The organism is Snodgrassella sp. W8158 (assembly GCF_016100435.1).
GTDB lineage: Bacteria > Pseudomonadota > Gammaproteobacteria > Burkholderiales > Neisseriaceae > Snodgrassella > Snodgrassella alvi.
The window spans coordinates 170,421-189,867 of the sequence record NZ_JACFSM010000002.1 but is presented as its reverse complement, the minus strand read 5'-3'; the positions used below and the strand labels follow the sequence as shown (position 1 = coordinate 189,867).

Here is a 19,447-nt window from a genome sequence, read left to right as displayed (position 1 = left end):
TTATGCGGTTGAACACCGCTGACTTAAAACTCCGATAATACTAAAAAATCAACTCCGGTGCATAACAGCGGTTCGTGCCGGTAAAACAAATTACTCAGCAGGCAAACCCAGCAGATGACTATTACAAACTAATAGTCATCAAACGGTTTTATCCGGATAAAACATTAATTTTTGGTATTTTTTGTCATAGTCTCTATTAACGGGTGTATATACCACTATTTATTTTTCTTTTAAAAACAAAATTATAAATAAAATTCTCATTTATTTTTGCAAATAATAATAACTATCATTTGCAATTAGAAAACAATTTGTTTATGATGCATCTATGTTCACGAAACGACACAAATATTCACAAATATTTTGCAGCCATTTCTGAACATACTCACAGATTTAAAATAGATTGTTTTTGTTCAACAATTTATTTAGCACTTTTCTATTGGTAGTGGTTTGTGTTCCTTTTTGCGCCCCCTTTTTGAGGGGCGATTTTTTTTGTTAGTCATTAGTGTAATGAAAACAGAAAAATAATTCAATTATCAACTAACCTATAAAAAGCCGGCCTGTATATTTTCAAACAGGCAGGCTTGAATATTATTGCGGCTGATAGCGTCCGGCCATAGCCTGATAAATCAGATTTTCATTTTGCAGGACACTATAACGGTTGTTTAACACGTTTTGTGCCGAAGAATACTGAGTATTCAATGCATCCAGCCAGTCACTAAGCGGATTAGTACCATATTGATAGCGGGCATGGTAGTAGCGACTGTTTTTTAAATCGTACTGGTATTTTTGTTCATTATTGGCCAGTGTATTGCGGCTAAGCGTGTATTGCCGGTAATAGCGTTCAACTTCATTAAGGGCGGTAGTCAGAGATTGTTCAAAAGTCAGTTTAGCACTTTCAAAATCTGCCTTAGCCTGTTTGTTCTGCCAATACAGAGTCTGCCAGTCGAGAAAAGGCAAATTTACATTAACACTTGCCGTACCGACAGGAAAATGTAAAGCCGAAGAAGCAGCCTCAGAACGCGAATTAACCGCACCATTCAGACTAATACTCGGATACCAGCTACGTTTAGTTGCCTGCTGACTGGAAAAAGCAGATTGCAAACGATATTCTGCCGCACGTAAATCAGGGCGATTAGCCAGTACAGACAATGGCACATTCAGATTCACTTCACTCAAATGAATCTGATTTAAAGGAGTTGGTTGAATATCCGTTACTTCACCCGGACGCTGATTGAGTAAATTATGCAGATTCTGCAATACTTCCAGCCGGTTCTGCTGCAATGAGGTCAGATTATTCTCTGCGCTCAGTAACGATTGTTTGGCATTAGTAGCATTAATGCTGCTGACTTTACCTACCTGATACTGTGCCTGAGAGATTCTGGCAATCTGCCGGTATTGTTCAATACTGTCTTTAGTTAAACTGATTGCACCATCAATGTAGGCAAGATGAAAATAATTATCGACGACACTATTAATCAGTGAGAGTCTGCTGGCGGACAGATCCTCTTCACTGGCCTGATATTTCCAGCGTGCCGCATTGGTATTGGCACGAATTTTCTGCCATACGTCCAGTTCATAACTTAATCCGAGCTGACCGGTAAAATTACGGCTGGACACCCCGCCATGTTTCAAATCTTTGGAGCTGCTGGCGCCAAGAGAACCACTGGCATTCGGTACCAGGTCTACTGCTGTCAGACGGGCACTATAACGTGCTTTTTCAGCTGTCAGTGCTGCCTGACGCAAATCAACATTATTAGCCAGCGCAGTATTTACCAGCTGATTCAGAGTTTCATCATGGTAAATTTCCCACCAGTTTGCATTAACCTGATACTGCGCAGCAATTTCTGCATTGCTTAGCATTCCGGCTTTATGCATGCTTTGCTGCGGATAGGAACTATGCGTAGCACAGGCGGTTAACAGCAGACTCAGACTCAGCATCCATACTGCGCTGCGTTTTTTCACAAAATTATCTCTCATCATCGTAACTTTTTATTCTGACGCTTACTGCATTTATCAATGCAGTACAGCCATTTCCGCCAGATTGAAATTTCAGCATCAACACAATTAATCGCGTGACAGCGCGTCAATAGGATTAAGCTGCGAAGCACGTTTTGCCGGCATAAAACCAAACAGCACACCAATTACACTTGAACAAAGTACAGCCATCACAATAGAGATGGTTGAAAATGACATGGCAAAATCTGTTGCCAGCAAGTTAAACAGCATACTGATGGCAAACGAAAACAGTACACCAACCAACCCGCCAATCAGACAAATCAGCACCGCTTCAATCAGAAACTGTTCAAGAATATTGTGCTGACGTGCACCGATAGCCATGCGTATACCAATCTCCTTCACCCGCTCAGTTACCGATACCAGCATGATATTCATCACCCCGATACCGCCTACCACTAGAGATATCAGCGCAATACTTGATATCAGCAGAGTCATGGTGCCAGTAGTACTTTCAATTGTCTGCTTAATAGTGTCACTGTTACGGGTAAAAAAGTCCTCTGTACCATGACGTACTTTCAGTAATTCAATAATGCCTTTTTCTGCCGTTTGTGAATTGACATTATCTTTTACCTTCACTGTAACTGAAGTAATGTATTTAGAGCCGGAAATCCGGTTCATCAGCGTGGTATAAGGAGTAAACAGTTGTAAACTGTCACTGTCCGAAAAGCCGTTATTATTAGGTTCTGTTACTCCGATAATACGCAATGGCCGTTTATTAAACAGAATAACCTTTCCCAGCGGATTAGTACCATCTGCAAACAATTTGTTTTTGGTATTGTCATCAATTACGACTACCTGACTGTTCTGAGTTACATCATCCTCATTAAACAGCCGGCCAAAAGCAAGCTTGATACCGCGTACATCAAAATACTGGTCACCTACACCGTATAACTGAGCTGAAAGAGACTGATTATCATAAGTCAGCGTACCACTGGTATTAACACCCGGAGTGACACTGTCAACATAGTCCTGTTGCTTCAGAACCTCTGCATCACCAACAGTCAGCGTTTTAATACGGGAAGAACGGCGATCCCCATATCCGTAACCCGGATATACGGAAACCGTGTTTGTGCCCATAGCATTAATGTTTTCAAGAATTTTTTCCTGCGACCCTCTTCCCAGTGCTACTACCGACACCACTGAAGCAATACCGATAATAATGCCGAGCATCGTAAGAAACGAGCGCATCTTATGCGCCATAATCGCCTGAATAGACATCAGAAAAGATTCAAAAAACTGATCACGGTAAAAATGCCATGAATTATGCTCTTCAATACTCTCAATATTGCTGGGCGGAATATCTGTATTCTTACTGTGGTCGGCGATAATCCGTCCGTCACTAATTTCAATTACCCGGTTAGCATTAGCAGCAATCGTCGGATCATGTGTAACCATCACAATGGTATGACCGGCATCATGCAGTTTATGCAGGATTTCCATCACGTTTTTTCCGCTACCGGTATCCAGCGCACCTGTTGGCTCGTCTGCCAGAATAATTTCACCGCCGTTCATCAGCGCACGGGCTATACTTACCCGCTGTTGCTGACCACCGGACAGTTCACTGGGACGGTTTTCTTCCTTACCGGCAAGCCCGAGCTGAGCCAGCAACTCATCCGCCCGTTTCATTCGCTCACCATATTCCATACCGGCATATACGGCCGGCAGGGCTACATTTTCACGTGCTGTTAATGTGCCGAGCAGGTTATAACGCTGAAAAATAAAACCAAAGCTGCGACGGCGCAAAGCGGCCTGTTCATCTGCGGTCATAGCAGCAGTTTCTACGCCATCAATTTTGTACGAACCGCTGGACGGCACATCCAGACAGCCAATGATGTTCATCAGAGTAGACTTACCCGAACCAGACTGACCGATAATAGCTACAAAATCGCCTTTTTCTATGCTCAGATTAATATCTTTGAGCACCTGAACCCGGTTTTCACCAGTGCCGAACCAGCGATTGATTGCCTTAATTTCCAATAAACTCATGGCTTACATTCTCGGACCGCGCATTTTCGGCTCTTTGCTGACACCATTTTTGGCGTCTGCCTTGCTCAGCGCAGATAAAACTACCCGGTCACCCTCTTTCAGGCCTGATTTCACTTCTGTGCGCATACCGTCTGTAATACCAGTCTCAATCTGTTTTTCCTGAACCTGCTGATTATCGCCCAGCACCTTCACCACTTTTTTACCACGGTTATGCCTGATTGCCTGATTCGATACAGTCAGTACATTTCTGACAGATTTCACAAAAATATTATTCTGAGTAGTCATCCCGATATGCAGTGTGCCATCATCATTCGGAACCAGAGCCCGGGCATAGTAATAAATAGCTGTATCAGTTGTATCCGTACTGGTGTCATAACTTCCCTGAGACATCTTGGTTAACCCCGGATCTACTGCTTCAAGAGTAGCTTTACGCACTTTGTTATTGTCCGCCAGCGTAGTAAAAGTTAAATGCATTCCTGCCTTAACCTTACTCATGTCGCCCTCGGCAATCTGCATTTTATTCAGCATTTTGCTTAAGTCAGCCAGCTGTACAATCGTTGGCGTATTCTGACTGGAGTTCACAGTTTGTCCCTCTTCTACCGGAATGGATACAACTGTACCGTCCATCGGAGCAGTAATGCGGGTATAGCCTAAATCTGCTTCTGAAGTGTTAATGGCAATCTGTGTTTGCCGGATTTGTGACTTCAGCTCAGCCACGTTAGCCCGTGCTGCGGCCAGATTATCCTGAGCATTATCAAAATCTGCTTTAGAGGTAGCATCCTGCCCCATCAGCGCGCGTTCACGGTCAAATGCACGCTGCTTCATTTTCAATGCAATTTGAGCAGATACCAACTGAGCACGATACGTATCCAGCTTAGCTTTATTAGTGTTGAGGGTATTTAACTGGGTAGTAGAATCAATATCAGCAATCAAATCACCTTTTTTAACCTGCTGGCCCAGTTTGACATACAGTTTTTTGATCTGGCCAGAAGCCTGAGCACCGACATCAACCAATTGTGCCGCCGCAATTTCTCCTGTGGCATTAACTGTCTGCATGATATCGCTGCGGCGAACATCATCTGTCACAAAATTCATCTGGTCTTTAGGTTTAAAAAACAGGCTCCATACAACAGCAGCCAGCACCACCACGACTAACAACCATACAAACCTTTTAACCCATTTTTTTTTCATTTGCTTAATAATCCGTATATCACTCAAATTTTGCTCTAATTAATAAATTTAATAAATAGCGGCAAAAGATTAAGATTGTAAAGGATGAAAACCATTCTCATCAATATATCATGTTAGTTATTAATATCTGATATCCATTATTAATTTATGAATATTAAATAATAATCCAAGCTCTTTATAAAATCATATATATTAAATCTTTGCTTGCTTAAAAAAATATAATGATAAAATTTTAAATGATTTCAACAAAATACACATTTTACTGATACTCAAATATGAATAAGAGTCTGAAAATATATTTAACTGTTCATTAACTACAGAGTCGCTGCTCCATATCGAAATTCTGCTAATAAAAATATAGTAGTTATTAAGAAAAACCGCCACTACAAATACAGCAGAAAAATTAAAGGATTCCACTTTTTTAAGTATTTTTTAATAAAATTAATAAAATCAACATAAAAAATTATCTAAATAGAAATTAAAAAACTCCTCTTTTTATATGAACCGTTAAAACAAAATGACGAAACCTAATCTGAATATTCATATATGGCAAAATTAAGCAGGCAAACTACTTACTATTTATACTATTAAAACAAAAATGATTATTTTATAATATTTCATATTATTCTTTTGAATTCTTTACCTTTATTCGGCTTAATATTTTCTTTCCCACATAAAAAAACATTTATGTTTTGACAATGCACACACAACTGATTAAGCTGCGCAGCTTTGTACTGACAACATTGAAAAAAATAATAACTGTTTACAATTAAATCAATCATGTTCAGCAGATAATATCTGCATACTGGTTATTTTTCCGGCACATGAAAAAGCAGTTTGGAATAAGCAACAATGACTAATTCAACTACCCGCCGTGCAGTCTATGCCGGCAGCTTTGATCCCCCTACCAATGGTCACTTATGGATGATTCGTGAAGCACAACCATTATTTGATGAACTAATCGTCGCTATTGGTGTTAATCCGGAAAAAAACGCCACATATTCAGTTGAAGAGCGCAAAGAAATGCTTCAGGCTATCACGGCAAATTTTCCCAATGTTAAAATCTCCAGTTTTCAAAATCAGTATCTGGTTAATTATGCACGCAGTATTGGTGCAGATTTCATTATCCGCGGTATCCGTACCGCTTCTGATTATGAGTATGAGCGTTCCATGCGCCATATCAATCATGACTTACAGCCGGAAATTTCCACTATCTTCCTGATACCGCCGCGTGAATATGCCGAAGTATCATCAACCATGATAAAAGGCATGGTCGGACCGCAAAACTGGCAGGCCATGATTCGCCGTTATGTCCCTGATGCAGTTTATGAAAAAATTATGCAAGACCATATGTACACTGAGAATTGAACAGACAGAATGATCCGGGCAGTCGCAACCTGAGTGCCCGGTTCAGAGACTGATTTTGCATTAATCTTGATTCTTGACTAATAGGGTAGCTGATTATCAGCTACCCTATTATCCATCTGGTTTTAAAACAGAGGATTCAAAAAATTTTTCATATTCAACTTTACAGATACGAATTGAATATTCTTCGTACCATTGTTTGATATCCATCTTTTTCCCCTCTATGTGCAGCGTATGGTTTTTCCATTTATCAATAGCCTCTAGTGTTCGCCAGTATGAAACTGTAATACCGATTCCTTCTGCGTCTCTAACACTGTCCGCTCCTAAAAATCCTTCTATTTTTTCGGCTTCAATTAATAAATTTTGTGCCATCTCTAAGTAGCCAAAATCTCCCGGGCTGCGTTTAGAGGTAAAAATAACGGCGTAATAGGGTAATTCAAACACTTTACTGATCATTTAAAACCTTTTTACTCTTGATTGCCGTATTCTGTAATGGAAAGTGATAAAAGGGTTTTTCCGGTTATTATATGAATTTATCCCTAGCTTTTTTTAAAATAACTCTTTGTAAAAATATAAATCATTATCATTCTGCAAACAATAAAGCAAGCTATTTTTCAGGCTGCTGTTTGTCATTGGTTACTATTTTGTCTGCATTTTTCAATACTCTGCTTACTTATACGTTAAACAGTTATTTGGAAAATTCCTCTCTGATAACTTTAAGCCATGCTTTTACAGCCGGTGTCAGTTTTTTGTGACGAGGCCACGCCATAGACAAACTCCAGTTAATTGCCGGATCGGTTAACGGAACAGCTGCAAATATTTTATCGTCAAATTCATCCGTATAATAACTGGGCAGTAAAGCAATGCCCATTTCTTTTGCTACCATATCACGCAAAAGTTCCCACTGGCTGGTACAGCAAACCACATTTGGCTCAAATCCCTGATCATGACAACCATTAATAACACGTTCAAATAAAACAAAACCGCGACTAAACAAAATAAAAGACTCATCACGCAAACTGCGCAAAGACATAGATGCAGGTATTTTTGCTAACCGTTTACGCGGAAACAGTACCATCATCGGGTAATCGCATAAAGGAATATAATCAAATTCATCACTTACCGGTAACAGTAACTGACCTACATCCAGACGGTTATCCAGCAAGGCTGCTTCAATATCACGAGTACCGGCTTCAATAAAAGCCAGCTCAATATCCGGACATTGCTGATGAAAATTAAAAAAAGCCGGTGTTAGCAAACGGCTCCCTAGTAACGACATACCGATACGCAATGTACCCAATTTTAGTTCACGATAATCTTCTACCTCCTGTTTCAGCAACGACACCTGATTAAGTATCTGTAGAGAATGTTCATATACACGCTTACCAATTTCTGTTGGTAGTACCTGACGCTTGCGTCCGTTTTCTCCTTTCTGCAGTAAGGCTACATTTAAATCATTTTCCAGTGCGTGAATTATTTTGCTGATACTCGGTTGGGATAATGCCAGTTTTTCCGCAGTAACTGAAAAGCTGTGATTCTGAACCAGAGTGACCCAGCATTGAAGTGCTTTTATATCAATCATAAATATTCAAAAAAAGAATAATAAAAAAATTATAATTCATATTATGCCTAATAAAGCTAATTATAATCAGTGGTTTCCAATAATTGGCTATAAGGAACAGCCAAAATGAATATGTTACACCTTCGCATGGCAAACTGCTTACGTATATGCGCACAAATTTTATTAATCATTTTATTTTGGCTGATAGGGCTGGGTATCGAAAAAGCTACTCATATCCCTTTATCTGCCGGTGTAATCGGATTATTTCTGGTATTGCTGTTATTACAGCTTAACATATTGAAATTATCATGGATTGCCAGTGGTGCGCAGGTTTTGCTGGGTGAATTAATGTTGTATTTTATGCCTGTTCTTGTTGCAGTGGTTCAATACAAGGCATTGTTTGCTGCTGAAGGATGGCAACTGATTATTAGCATCGTAACAGGTACATTTCTAGTAATGAGCAGTACTGCTCTGACCTTAAAATACTGCTATCGTCTGCGCCGTGTATGGATTAAACATCGCCATGTCTGAACTGGCATATATTTAATTTCTAACTGGATATCTGTTATGAATATAATTGCTGCCGGCTGTTTTATCTGGACAATTGCATTGTATGCACTGGCAAAAAAATGCTATCGCGCCAAACCGGTTATATTTTTGTCACCCGCCATTACTTTTAGTGTATTAACCATAGCCCTCATGCAATGGCTGGACATCAGTTATACACAATATAATCAATATACGCGTTATATTTCCGGCTTACTTGGCCCTGCCACTGTTGCTTTTGCCATTCCAATTTATCAATATCGTGATGTAATGAAACGTCAGTTACCGATTCTGATGACAGCTATTATTGTGGGAATGTTTGTCGGAGTGGGCAGTGCTTATCTGATGGCTCGTCTGTTTCATTTTAACCACGAAGTAACCTACAGCCTGATGGCACGTTCCGTATCTACTCCGTTTGCCATTGAGCTTGCTGACAAAATTCATGGTTCAGCGGCGCTGGTATCCGTATTCACCATCATAACCGGACTGGTAGGCATGCTGTTTGGTGATATCACACTGGCTTTCAGTCGCAGCCGGCTGCATCTGGCCAATGGTGCTGCTTTTGGTAATGCCGCACATGGATTTGGTACTTCGCGGGCAATTCAGCGTAATGCCGACGAAGGTGTGGTTGCCAGCCTGACTATGATTCTGGCAGGTTTATTTATGGTGCTGGCCGGACCTTTAATAGTGAAAATCATAGTCTGGTTATAATAAAGATAAGCTTCTTTACATAAACTTTACCGCTGCCGTACAATCATTAGCGGCTTCTGTTACTATTTCTTAATTGCGTTAAAGCTGTTCGGGCATGATTCGGACAGCCGCTTTCTTCTGCTCTGCATTTTTACAGACAAATTACTCTTATCTATTACATCTGTGGAGGATAGCTGAATATGGCTTATCAATCTATCAATCCGTTTACTGGCGAGCTGGCCAGAACTTTTTCCAATCATACTAATACTGAGGTAGAAAACGCACTGACTCAGGCTCATGCTCTGTACAAGTCTGAATGGTCACAACCGGAAAACATCAGCGAAAGACAGGCATTACTACAACGCCTGGCTGAAATTATGACACGGCATCAGGAAAAAATTGCCCGTATTATCACATTGGATATGGGTAAGCGTATTGCAGAGAGCCGTAACGAAATTGTTAATTGCATTGAAATTGTCCAGTTCTATGCAAAACAGGCTGCAGAATTGCTAAAACCGGCAGCCTATCCGAGCAAACTGGGCAAAGGCTGGGTGGAACATCATCCTATCGGTATCATTCTGGCAGTTGAACCATGGAATTTTCCTATTTACCAGCTTATCCGGGTTATTGCACCGGCTATTGCTGTGGGCAATCCGGTTGTAGCCAAACATGCCAGTAATGTTCCGCAATGTGCGCAACTAGTGGAAGATCTGCTGCATGAAGCCCAGGCACCTGCCGGTACTTATACCAATCTGTTTGTAACTCCGGAGCAGATAGAAACCATTATCAGTGACAAACGCGTACAGGGTGTGGCTCTGACAGGCTCAGAAGGTGCTGGCAGTATTGTAGCCGGACAGGCTGGCAATAAACTGAAAAAATCTACTATGGAACTGGGCGGTAATGATGTATTCGTTGTCACAGATGATGCAGATGTAGTAGCCGCCGCACATACCGCAGTAGCAGGACGCTTGTTTAACGCCGGTCAGGTATGTATTGCAGCAAAACGTTTTATCGTGCATGAAAAAGTGGCTGAACAATTCACCCGGATTGTTCAGGAAGATTTTGCCCGGGTAGTGATGGGCGATCCGCTGGATGAAAATACGACACTGGCACCACTTTCATCTCGTAAAAGCAAGGATACATTACAAGAGCAGCTTGATGCTGCCATTGCCCATGGTGCTAAAGTATTATGTGGTAACAAACCTGCTGAAGGCAATTTCTTTACTCCTACACTGATTACAGATATCAGCCGGGATAATCCGGCCTACTTTGAAGAGTTTTTCGGTCCCGTGGCACAATTGTATATTGTAAAAAATGACGAAGAGGCAATTACACTGGCTAATGACTCTAATTTTGGTCTGGGCGGAACTGTTTTCAGTAAAGATATTGAACGCGCTAAAAAACTGGCTTCGCGAATTGAAACCGGTATGGTGTTTATTAACCGCTTCGGTGATTCCGTGGCTGAATTGCCGTTTGGCGGAATTAAACGTTCAGGCTTCGGACGTGAACTAAGTGATCTGGGCATTAAAGAATTTGTTAATCACAAACTTGTGGTACTTGCACAGGACTAATCATCCTATTTATGCAAAAAGCAGTCTGTTTATACAGACTGCTTTTTTTAGATAATAATCAGTTACTGGCCATAAAACACCAACTATATCTTTACTGCTTATGGTTGTAGCAATTTGAATTCCACTTTATCAGGTAAGTTTTTAGGCACAATCAATAGTATAAACGGATGCATCTGATAACTTTGTCTTGCTCCAGAACGAATGCGTACATCTAATATCAGCTTATCCTGAGCATAATTTAACGTTAAAGGCGTGATTTCCAGCTGCTTTTGCACGATTCCAGCATCATATACAATTACATCATGAGCTGCAAAATCAATAGGAGTTGGTTTTCCAATTTTCCCCATAGTTGCAGCCATACCGAAATAACGGGCAAACTCAACAGATGAACTAATGTGTCTCGGGACTAATCCGGTTACCGTATTTTTAATGAAGTAATTATCGGCCAGCTGATAAGCAACTGGCGTCGCTGATTGGTTGAAAACCTGAGCAGAACTATTAGCTGTGACAGCTGCTGAATGGCTACAAGCACACAGACTGCCTGCCAGTAAGAAACTCATTATCATTGAATAAACATTACCGCGCATAGCAACCTCCTGTCAGGTTTCGTAAATTTTACTGCTGCTTAAAGGCCAGCCATGCCAGAGTCAGCCAGCCGGCAATCATTAAAACACCGCCAACCGGTGTAATTGCACCGAGCCAGCGTGGCAAACCCAAAGCCATCAGATACAGTGAACCACAAAAAATAATCAATCCCAGCTGTAGCAAAGAAAACGGCATTTTTACCATAAATGCCGGAACTGCTTTTGCCAGTACGCCTAATACCAGTAATCCCAATGCATGCCAGAAAAAATACTGTGTTGCTGTATGCCACCACTCCAGTTGCTGCGCACTGGCCATATGTTTTAATCCGTGTGCACCAAATGCACCCAGCATTACCGCCAAAGCCAGATTAACTGCTGCTATACCTAACCACATATCAATTCCCCATTATTCAATTAATTAAACCGTAGATGTACCTGTTTTATTACAAACAGACTATTCAGCAAAGCGCAGTATAAAGGTCGGTTTACTGAATCTCAAATTACTTACACAAATACAATCATCGCAAATTTTCATTTTCTGCCCTTCATGCAAGTAAAAACCAAAATAAAAGCTGATGGAAAGATTATATTGCTGAAAATAGATCTATAAAAACCAATCGAAAGAGTAAATTTTTCTCCAAGATACATTGATCTTTTCACTCTTTCTTCTAATTTTCATAATACTATTACCGATAAAAAAACTGACCGGTTACTATGAACAGGTCAGTTTTTTTATCTTTTGATTGTAATAACTGTTTTCTATTTATTTACAGCTGATACCGCTAATTTGTGGCGTTTTTGCCGTACCTACTTTAAATATACATTTAGTGTCACTACTGCCGGTAACAATGAGATTACCGGAAGCAACATTCATATTCAGAGGTTCTTTTACGCCCATTTTTACTGCTGTATTGGCCAGTTTCTGTATTTCTTCCGGCGCATATGCAGTGTTATTACTAGCTACTTTGATTTCCTTAGCACTAACACCTGCTGCTACAACCAGCCCAATAGCAAAAATCAGACTATTACGCATAGATTTATTCATTCGGATTCCTTTCCGAAGATTATATTCATTAATTATACTAATACAAAAAACCAGCACTTTCCAGCAAAATACATCAAATTTACTGTAAATCAAACAATAATGAACAAATCATTTCAATAAATACAATTATTACCTTTGTATTACCTTTAGTATAAAAGAAAAAGCTGTATACCAAGCAAACTGGTATACAGCAAACCAAAGGAACTTTTTTAAAATTAATTAATTCAGTAACAGAATGTATTAGACTGGCATACACTATTTCATTGTTGTGATTGCTTATCTAACTTATCTCTGTCTTGCTGATATTCACCCCATAATGCATTTACTACTCCAAGCAGTATGGCAAAACCAATACCTAAACACCAGGCAAAATACCACATAAAATACTCCTTATTTTACTGGCTTGTCTGCCGACTAAAATACCAGCGGCAGACTAAGCCGAATTTAATACAGGCTATGGTCATTTTTGCGAATCATGTCGGTAGTTACCTTACCGCGCATCACCCGATAACACCAGCTGGTATAACACAACATTAGCGGCACGAAAATTAATGCCACCACCAGCATAATTTTAAGAGTAAATTCACTCGAACTGGCATCCCATACCGTCAGGCTGGAGCGCAAATCTGTGCTTGAAGGCATGATAAAGGGGAACATGGATACACCAGCGGTACTGATTACGCCGCCAAGACCCAATGCTGAAAACCAGAATGCTACAAAATTCTTCCCGCCTTTTGCCAGAAGCCATGCCACTATAAAACCAACATAAGCCAGTACCGGTATCACTAACAGCAGCGGATATTGCTGATAGTTATTCATCCATGCACCAGTGGCACTGACCACCTGTTTATTCAGCGGATCAGGTGAAGCTCCGGGCAAATAACTTCCCTCAACCATGCTGTAACCATTAATTCCCATATTGACCCAGATACCGGCCAGTGAGAATGCGATTACCACAACAATCAGAGCAATTGTGCTGGCACGCAGTGCACGTTGTCTTACCTGTTCATCTGTGCGCAATGCCAGATAAATCGCACCATGAAAGGTAATCATTGCAGCCGATACCACACCACACAACAAACTGAAAGGATTGAGCAAAGCCCAGAATGAACCAGTATAGAAAGAACGCAAATCATCATCAAAATGAAATGGCACCCCCAGCAGCAGATTACCGAAAGCCACACCGAAAATCAGCGGTGGAACGAAACTGCCGACAAACAGTAACCAGTCCCAGGTAGTACGCCAGCGGGCATTATTGATTTTACTGCGATAGTCAAATCCTACCGGACGGAAAAACATTGCCCACAGCACAGCCATCATTGCCCAGTAAAAGCCGGAAAATGCTGTCGCATAAGCATATGGCCATGCTGCAAAAATAGCACCACCACCAGTAAGAAACCATACCTGATTACCATCCCAGTGCGGGGCTATTGAATTAATAATGACACGGCGCTCGTTATCGTTTCTGCCAACAAACGGAAGCAGAGAACCTGCCCCCATATCCTGCCCGTCCATGATGGCAAAGCCAATCAGCAGAACACCCAGCAACAACCACCAGATGAATTTTAATACCGAATAATCCAAGAATTCCATGGTCTACTCCTAATGTTCTGCTTCATTAGCATAACGCCCTGTACCCAGTGAACCCGGGCCCTGACGGGAAAACCGTACCATCAGATACACTTCCACAATTAATAAGATTGTGTACAGTGTTACAAAACCGAAAATTGATCCCCAGAGACTAGCAGCCGTCAGCGAAGAAGCCGAAAGATTAGTCGGTAGTACACCATATACTGTCCATGGCTGGCGTCCATACTCCGCAACAAACCATCCTGCCTCACAGGCCAGCCAGGGCAATGGTAAACTCCAGAACACCCATTTAAGCAACCAGCGTTTATCTGCAAAACTATTTCTAACCGAAGTATAAAATGCTACAACCATCAGCAACAGCAGCAGACAGCCACACAATACCATAATGCGGAAACTCCAGAACATCGGAGCGACACGCGGAATTGTTTCCCGAGCTGCATGTGCGATATCAGATTCAGTAGCCTGACGTACATCCGGCACATAGGATTTAAGCAGTAAGCCAAAGCCCAGATCATCGCCATATTTTTTCATGGCAGCCTGTGCTTGTGCATCTGTACGGTCTTTACGCAATGTTTCCAGCGCAATCACAGCTTCCCGACCATTGCGAATACGCTCCGTATTCTCAGCAATGATTTCCTTGATTCCCGGAATCTGTTTATCCAGTGACCGGGTACCGATTAAACCCATTACCCATGGAATTTCGATAGCGAAATCATTTTCCATTTTCTGCTCATTTGGCAGAGCAATCAGATTAAACGAAGCCGGAGCCGGTTCTGTTTCCCACATGGCTTCCAGTGTCGCCATTTTAGTTTGCTGTGATTTTCCCACGGTATAACCGGATTCATCACCCAGGATAATAACTGACAGAATTGAAGCTACACCAAAAGCTACGGCAATACGAAAGCTTTTTTTGGCAAATTCGACATCCTGACGTTTCAGCAAATACCAGGCAGAAATAGACATCACGAAAACCGCAGCGGTTACATAACCGGCAGAGACTGTATGTACAAATTTATTCTGCGCTACTTCATTCAGGAAAATGTCAGTAAAACTGGTCATTTCCATACGCATTGATTCAAAATTGAAATGCGCCCCTACCGGATCCTGCATCCAGCCATTGGCTACCAGAATCCACAATGCAGACAGATTGGAACCAAGTGCCATAAGAATGGTAACTAATAGATGACCAGGCCGGCTCAGTCTTTCCCAGCCAAAAAAGAACAGGCCTACAAAAGTGGATTCCAGAAAAAATGCCATCAGCGCTTCAATAGCCAATGGCGCACCAAAAATATCCCCCACATAATGCGAATAATATGACCAGTTGGTACCAAACTGGAATTCCATTGTTATACCGGTAGTTACACCCAGAGCAAAATTGATGCCGAACAATTTGCCCCAGAATCGCGTCATATCTTTATATATCTGCTTACCGGTTAACACATAAGTGGATTCCATTATTACCAGAATCCATACTATCCCCAATGTTAGCGGTACAAACAAAAAATGATAAAGCGCGACCAGCGCAAACTGCAGCCTTGACAGTTCCACTAAATCCATGGCTTTGTTCCTGTAATTTATATTAATAAAAATTATATTTATCTTTAAACCGGCATTGATAAATATTTCAATTTAATAGAATTTAATATACTATACAAATCGAAAATATTAAACTAATGCATAAATTTAACAAATAAATATAGTTATTTAAGTTTACATTAAATATGTAAAATTAAAAATAAACTAAACTTCTATTGTTAAAAATATTATATATTTTACTTTTACATTATAAATGCTAAAAATATATATTTAGAAATTATAATACAATGTCTTTGTTAAAATTTGTTATTAGTTATTTTTTTGATCTAGATCAAATAAAGGCAGCCACAAAATGGCTGCCAGAAAAGTAAATCAGCTAAAAATTTATTCAGAATTTATTCAATTTATTTGCAAAATCTGAGCCTCAGGCCACGGATTAGTCTGATGGCTTGCTACAATCAGAATACCTTGCCGCTGATGCTGTTGCAGCACAGAAGCCAGCTCTGCCTGTGCCTGCTCATCAATACCGGCAAACGGTTCATCCAGTATCAGTATTTTATAAGGACGCAGCAGTAAACGTGCCAAAGCAATACGACGTGCCTGCCCTCCTGACACAGCTGCTCCATATTCTCCCAGACGTGTCTCCAGAAGCTGGGGCTGATTTTCAGCCCATACAGCCAGCCCGACGCTGGAAAGTACTGACCACAACTCATCCTCAGTAGCATCAGCTTTACCCAAACGCAGATTCTCAGCCAGAGTTAAATCAAATATATCCAGTTGCTGAGCCAGATAACCCACCTCTCCCTGCCACTGCCATGCTGAAAACGGTTGCTGATTACAACACAATTGCCCTGCTGCTGGTTCCAGTTCCCCCGCTAATACTGCCAGCAAAGTTGATTTCCCGGCACCAGATGCTCCTTGCAGCAACAAAATATTACCGTTAACCAAATCAAAACTGACATTTTCCGCTCCGTTCAGCGCATCCGGCCAGCGTGCCTGTAATGCACGCGCCTGTAAATGCAGTTGTGCCGGTAAAGGCTTTTTATCTGATTCTTCAACAGTCAGTGCGGGCGTAATTGCATTAAGACGTATGCATGCAGCCTGACACAGACCATAGGTCATCATATTCATACCCAGTACCAGCACCAGTTCTGTAAAACCAAATACAGCCAGCACCAGCGCCAGCAACATGGCTACTGAAAGGTTTGCATCGCCACCGAAACGCTCACTTCCCAGCCATAACAAAACAGCCACTGCTGCAGCCATCAATACCTGCTGTAACAATACTACTCTTCCTGCCAGTTGCTGCTGATGCAACTGGCCAGAGACATAATATTGATCTTCGGCATGAAAAACCGTTGCAAAGCGTGACCATTGCTGCCATTGCAACAAAGCTGTTATTGCTTCAAGTGGTTGCAATAAAGCTGTACGCCGCTTTTCAGCCAATCCTGCCTGCTGTTTGCCCCAGTTTTGTCCGTACAGTGCAGCCAATGCCGGAATCACGACAGTTGCCAGAAATAATGGAATAGACAGATACAATGTCAGTTTGCTGCCGGCCACAATTAAAGTTAGCCCCAGAATGCCCAGCAACATGAATAATGCCCATAACCATGGCAATACAACATTAAGCGGCCAGTTATTCAGCAATTCAATATCACTCAGTAAAGAATGCATCTGCCGCAGAGCGTTCTGTTGCTGCTGTTTACCTGTAGCCAGACGAGAAAACAGTCCGCTGCGTAAATCAGCCAGAAGACCCAGTACTGCATCATGTGAACCAAGACGCTCACCATAGCGCCCCGCGGTACGCACAATCGCCAGCAAACGGATCACCCCTGCCGGAGTAAAATAGTTAAAGGTGTAAGCTGTTGCCAGACTTATTATTCCGGCCAGCCCGGCAGCAGTAATAAACCAGCCGGACAGAGCCAGCAGTCCGATACTGGCTATAGCCGTTACCTGCCCTAATAACCATGCCAGTAACCAGGCACGCTTGCGACTCAGCAATAAATTAGACAGTTTCAGCTGCTGTTGTGACCATAACAAATGATAACGCTTCATCGTAATTGCTCCTGCCGGTCAGTCAGCATGATTTCCCTATCAACCCATCCGGCAAAACTAATATCATGACTAACGAGTATCACCGTTTTACCGATACTCAGCTGCGCCAGCAACTGCATAATTTCCGATGCTGTTTGCGCATCCAGATGAGCGGTTGGTTCATCCAGCAGCCATAACGGTGCTTTTCGTAACAGCATTTGTGCCAGCGCCAGTCGTTGTAGCTGTCCGCCGGACATTCCACGACCACGCTCACCCAGTTGTGTATCCATTTGATGAGGTAAACGCTGAATTAATACCCATAGTCCTACTTGTTGCAGTACCTGCTGCAATTCTTCATCCGTAGCATCCGGGCTGGCCAGCCGCAAATTTTCGGCAACTGATAGTGACAATATCGGTGGCGTCTGTGCCAGATAAGCCACCGACTGCCGTAATAGCGGTAAATTTAATTCAGCATAATTATGCTGATTAATCCATAAAGTACCAGAGTAAGGAGCAAACCCCAGTAAGGCCTGCAGCAGACTGGATTTTCCACTGCCACTCGCTCCTCTGAGCAGAACACGTTCTCCGGCTTCTATGCAAAAACTGAATTGCGGCAGACGGATACGTTCATCACGTCCGTATACCACCAGATAATCTGCGCGCAAACTGGGAGGTGTTTGCAATACAAAATCAACTTCTTCAGAAACAGCAGGTATATTTTCGACCACTTTATATAGTGGCATTAATGTCTCGGCTGCTGCCTCTGCCTTAGCTTTATCATGATAATCAGCACCAAGCTGACGCAATGGTGCATAAAATTCCGGCGCCAGCAATAAAATAAACAATGCTCCCTGATAAGGTACCGGTATTTGTCCGTTTGCCCAGGGCAATACGCCCAGCAGTCCGAGACCCAGATAGACAGCCACCAGTGCAATCGCCAGTGAAGCAAACAGTTCCAGAACGGCTGTAGACAGAAATGCCAGCCGTAATACCGCCATTGTTCGCACCCGATAAGACTCAGCAGCGGCATCAATAGTCTTCTGTGCCTGCAACTGAGCACCTAAACGACGTAACGTGGGCAGACCCCGCAGCAAATCCAGAAAACGTCCGCTTAAAGCCGCCAGTGCTGAAAACTGCGCACGATTTTTACGTGCTGCCGCCTGTCCGAGCAAAATCATAAAAATCGGAACCAGTGGCGCAGTCAGCAATAATAGTGCAGCAGCAAATGGACTATAAAAACAGGTAGCCGCAGCAATCAGTACCGGCATCAGTACTGCAAGTTGCTGTTGCAGAACATAACGGCTTAAATATCCATCCAGAGCATCTACCTGTTCCAAAACCATTGTAGACAGAGCTCCATCACTGCCATACTGGCTACGCTCAGGTCCCAGTAATGCCAGTGCTTTCATTAACTGACTGCGCAACTGTAATCTGATTGCCACACTTGCCCGTAATAGCAACCGGTCTTTAAAATAGTTCAGTAACGGCCGCAACAGCCAGCAGATTAATAGATAAGGTAAAAACTGAAATAAAGTCTCAGTTACATCCTCTCCATTAAGCCACAAAGCAAAAAGGTTAGCCAGTAGAGCACTCTGTACAATAATTAATACGGCTGCGGTAACCATCAGCACCCATGCCAGCCGGTATGAGCGGTGTTGTCGTTTTTGCCATAAGCGCAGATAAAATCGCGGAGCAGATGCATGTAAGTTACTTCGAACCAACCCTTTTCTCC

The 19,447-nt window shown here is 42.0% G+C and carries 17 protein-coding genes; 4 read left to right on the top strand and 13 right to left on the bottom strand.

The features are described 5' to 3' along the window. Positions 1-588: 588 nt before the first annotated feature. The 3 genes from H3V11_RS05455 to H3V11_RS05445 all read right to left on the bottom strand — a co-directional run bounded on the left by H3V11_RS05455 (position 589) and on the right by H3V11_RS05445 (position 5,193). The gene (locus tag H3V11_RS05455) at positions 589-1,962 is read right to left on the bottom strand and encodes a TolC family protein (RefSeq protein WP_370570173.1); all 1,374 of its coding nucleotides are present in this window, start codon (positions 1,960-1,962) and stop codon (positions 589-591) included. 102 nt (positions 1,963-2,064) lie between these two features. Continuing rightward, the gene (locus H3V11_RS05450) at positions 2,065-4,002 is read right to left on the bottom strand and encodes a MacB family efflux pump subunit (protein WP_084551800.1); all 1,938 of its coding nucleotides are present in this window, start codon (positions 4,000-4,002) and stop codon (positions 2,065-2,067) included. 3 nt (positions 4,003-4,005) lie between these two features. Next, positions 4,006-5,193 (bottom strand): efflux RND transporter periplasmic adaptor subunit, encoded by a 1,188-nt coding sequence (locus H3V11_RS05445; protein ID WP_084551801.1) that lies wholly within the window; start codon positions 5,191-5,193, stop codon positions 4,006-4,008. Between the two features lie 852 nt (positions 5,194-6,045). Between H3V11_RS05445 and coaD the strand changes: the two genes are divergently transcribed. Then, on the top strand, positions 6,046-6,561 hold the full coding sequence (gene coaD / locus H3V11_RS05440) for a pantetheine-phosphate adenylyltransferase (protein WP_025330283.1): 516 nt from the start codon (positions 6,046-6,048) through the stop codon (positions 6,559-6,561). A gap of 108 nt (positions 6,562-6,669) precedes the next feature. Here coaD and H3V11_RS05435 read toward each other — a convergent pair whose 3' ends face one another. Together H3V11_RS05435 and H3V11_RS05430 are read right to left on the bottom strand one after the other, a co-directional pair. Further along, positions 6,670-7,014 carry an antibiotic biosynthesis monooxygenase gene (locus H3V11_RS05435; protein ID WP_100125244.1) on the bottom strand — a complete coding sequence of 115 codons (345 nt, stop codon included), beginning with the start codon at positions 7,012-7,014 and terminating at the stop codon, positions 6,670-6,672. A 232-nt stretch (positions 7,015-7,246) separates the two neighbouring features. Beyond that, a complete protein-coding gene (locus H3V11_RS05430) occupies positions 7,247-8,140 on the bottom strand; it encodes a LysR substrate-binding domain-containing protein (protein ID WP_171991472.1) in 894 nt (297 codons plus the stop codon). Between the two features lie 105 nt (positions 8,141-8,245). On the opposite strand from H3V11_RS05430, the gene H3V11_RS05425 reads away from it, so the two are divergent. From H3V11_RS05425 to H3V11_RS05415, 3 genes are all read left to right on the top strand, one after another. Continuing rightward, positions 8,246-8,650 carry a CidA/LrgA family protein gene (locus tag H3V11_RS05425; RefSeq protein ID WP_078474338.1) on the top strand — a complete coding sequence of 135 codons (405 nt, stop codon included), beginning with the start codon at positions 8,246-8,248 and terminating at the stop codon, positions 8,648-8,650. 36 nt (positions 8,651-8,686) lie between these two features. Next, positions 8,687-9,376 carry an LrgB family protein gene (locus tag H3V11_RS05420; RefSeq protein ID WP_084551803.1) on the top strand — a complete coding sequence of 230 codons (690 nt, stop codon included), beginning with the start codon at positions 8,687-8,689 and terminating at the stop codon, positions 9,374-9,376. A gap of 179 nt (positions 9,377-9,555) precedes the next feature. Further along, positions 9,556-10,926: an NAD-dependent succinate-semialdehyde dehydrogenase gene (locus tag H3V11_RS05415; RefSeq protein WP_198223776.1), complete on the top strand. Its 1,371-nt coding sequence runs from the start codon at positions 9,556-9,558 to the stop codon at positions 10,924-10,926. Between the two features lie 98 nt (positions 10,927-11,024). Here H3V11_RS05415 and H3V11_RS05410 read toward each other — a convergent pair whose 3' ends face one another. From H3V11_RS05410 to cydD, 8 genes are all read right to left on the bottom strand, one after another. Beyond that, positions 11,025-11,513 carry a hypothetical protein gene (locus tag H3V11_RS05410; RefSeq protein WP_198223775.1) on the bottom strand — a complete coding sequence of 163 codons (489 nt, stop codon included), beginning with the start codon at positions 11,511-11,513 and terminating at the stop codon, positions 11,025-11,027. A 28-nt stretch (positions 11,514-11,541) separates the two neighbouring features. Continuing rightward, the gene (locus tag H3V11_RS05405; RefSeq protein ID WP_084562412.1) at positions 11,542-11,904 is read right to left on the bottom strand and encodes a DUF423 domain-containing protein; all 363 of its coding nucleotides are present in this window, start codon (positions 11,902-11,904) and stop codon (positions 11,542-11,544) included. 369 nt (positions 11,905-12,273) lie between these two features. Continuing rightward, complete coding sequence (locus tag H3V11_RS05400; protein ID WP_198206696.1) at positions 12,274-12,555, bottom strand: hypothetical protein; 282 nt, start codon at positions 12,553-12,555, stop codon at positions 12,274-12,276. Positions 12,556-12,815: 260 nt separating this feature from the next. Beyond that, positions 12,816-12,935 carry a cytochrome bd-I oxidase subunit CydX gene (gene cydX / locus H3V11_RS05395; RefSeq protein ID WP_198223774.1) on the bottom strand — a complete coding sequence of 40 codons (120 nt, stop codon included), beginning with the start codon at positions 12,933-12,935 and terminating at the stop codon, positions 12,816-12,818. Between the two features lie 64 nt (positions 12,936-12,999). Beyond that, positions 13,000-14,148 carry a cytochrome d ubiquinol oxidase subunit II gene (gene cydB / locus H3V11_RS05390; RefSeq protein ID WP_041879090.1) on the bottom strand — a complete coding sequence of 383 codons (1,149 nt, stop codon included), beginning with the start codon at positions 14,146-14,148 and terminating at the stop codon, positions 13,000-13,002. A 9-nt stretch (positions 14,149-14,157) separates the two neighbouring features. Next, entirely contained in the window at positions 14,158-15,702 is a 1,545-nt protein-coding gene (locus H3V11_RS05385; RefSeq protein ID WP_037393520.1) for a cytochrome ubiquinol oxidase subunit I, read from the bottom strand. Between the two features lie 378 nt (positions 15,703-16,080). Then, the gene (locus H3V11_RS05380) at positions 16,081-17,736 is read right to left on the bottom strand and encodes an amino acid ABC transporter ATP-binding/permease protein (RefSeq protein ID WP_100125238.1); all 1,656 of its coding nucleotides are present in this window, start codon (positions 17,734-17,736) and stop codon (positions 16,081-16,083) included. After that, complete coding sequence (gene cydD / locus H3V11_RS05375) at positions 17,733-19,436, bottom strand: thiol reductant ABC exporter subunit CydD (protein ID WP_171991503.1); 1,704 nt, start codon at positions 19,434-19,436, stop codon at positions 17,733-17,735. The genes H3V11_RS05380 and cydD overlap by 4 nt, the downstream gene beginning before the upstream one ends. Positions 19,437-19,447: the final 11 nt, after the last annotated feature.

Bases quoted from the DNA above. Each gene is read 5' to 3' on its own strand.
- H3V11_RS05380 (WP_100125238.1), bottom strand. From the start codon at position 17,736: ATGAAGCGTTATCATTTGTTATGGTCACAACAGCAGCTGAAACTGTCT.
- H3V11_RS05420 (WP_084551803.1), top strand. From the start codon at position 8,687: ATGAATATAATTGCTGCCGGCTGTTTTATCTGGACAATTGCATTGTAT.
- H3V11_RS05435 (WP_100125244.1), bottom strand. From the start codon at position 7,014: ATGATCAGTAAAGTGTTTGAATTACCCTATTACGCCGTTATTTTTACC.
- H3V11_RS05405 (WP_084562412.1), bottom strand. From the start codon at position 11,904: ATGTGGTTAGGTATAGCAGCAGTTAATCTGGCTTTGGCGGTAATGCTG.
- cydB (WP_041879090.1), bottom strand. From the start codon at position 14,148: ATGGAATTCTTGGATTATTCGGTATTAAAATTCATCTGGTGGTTGTTG.
- H3V11_RS05430 (WP_171991472.1), bottom strand. From the start codon at position 8,140: ATGATTGATATAAAAGCACTTCAATGCTGGGTCACTCTGGTTCAGAAT.
- H3V11_RS05415 (WP_198223776.1), top strand. From the start codon at position 9,556: ATGGCTTATCAATCTATCAATCCGTTTACTGGCGAGCTGGCCAGAACT.
- H3V11_RS05385 (WP_037393520.1), bottom strand. From the start codon at position 15,702: ATGGATTTAGTGGAACTGTCAAGGCTGCAGTTTGCGCTGGTCGCGCTT.
- H3V11_RS05445 (WP_084551801.1), bottom strand. From the start codon at position 5,193: ATGAAAAAAAAATGGGTTAAAAGGTTTGTATGGTTGTTAGTCGTGGTG.
- cydX (WP_198223774.1), bottom strand. From the start codon at position 12,935: ATGTGGTATTTTGCCTGGTGTTTAGGTATTGGTTTTGCCATACTGCTT.
- H3V11_RS05425 (WP_078474338.1), top strand. From the start codon at position 8,246: ATGAATATGTTACACCTTCGCATGGCAAACTGCTTACGTATATGCGCA.
- H3V11_RS05400 (WP_198206696.1), bottom strand. From the start codon at position 12,555: ATGAATAAATCTATGCGTAATAGTCTGATTTTTGCTATTGGGCTGGTT.
- H3V11_RS05450 (WP_084551800.1), bottom strand. From the start codon at position 4,002: ATGAGTTTATTGGAAATTAAGGCAATCAATCGCTGGTTCGGCACTGGT.
- H3V11_RS05410 (WP_198223775.1), bottom strand. From the start codon at position 11,513: ATGCGCGGTAATGTTTATTCAATGATAATGAGTTTCTTACTGGCAGGC.
- coaD (WP_025330283.1), top strand. From the start codon at position 6,046: ATGACTAATTCAACTACCCGCCGTGCAGTCTATGCCGGCAGCTTTGAT.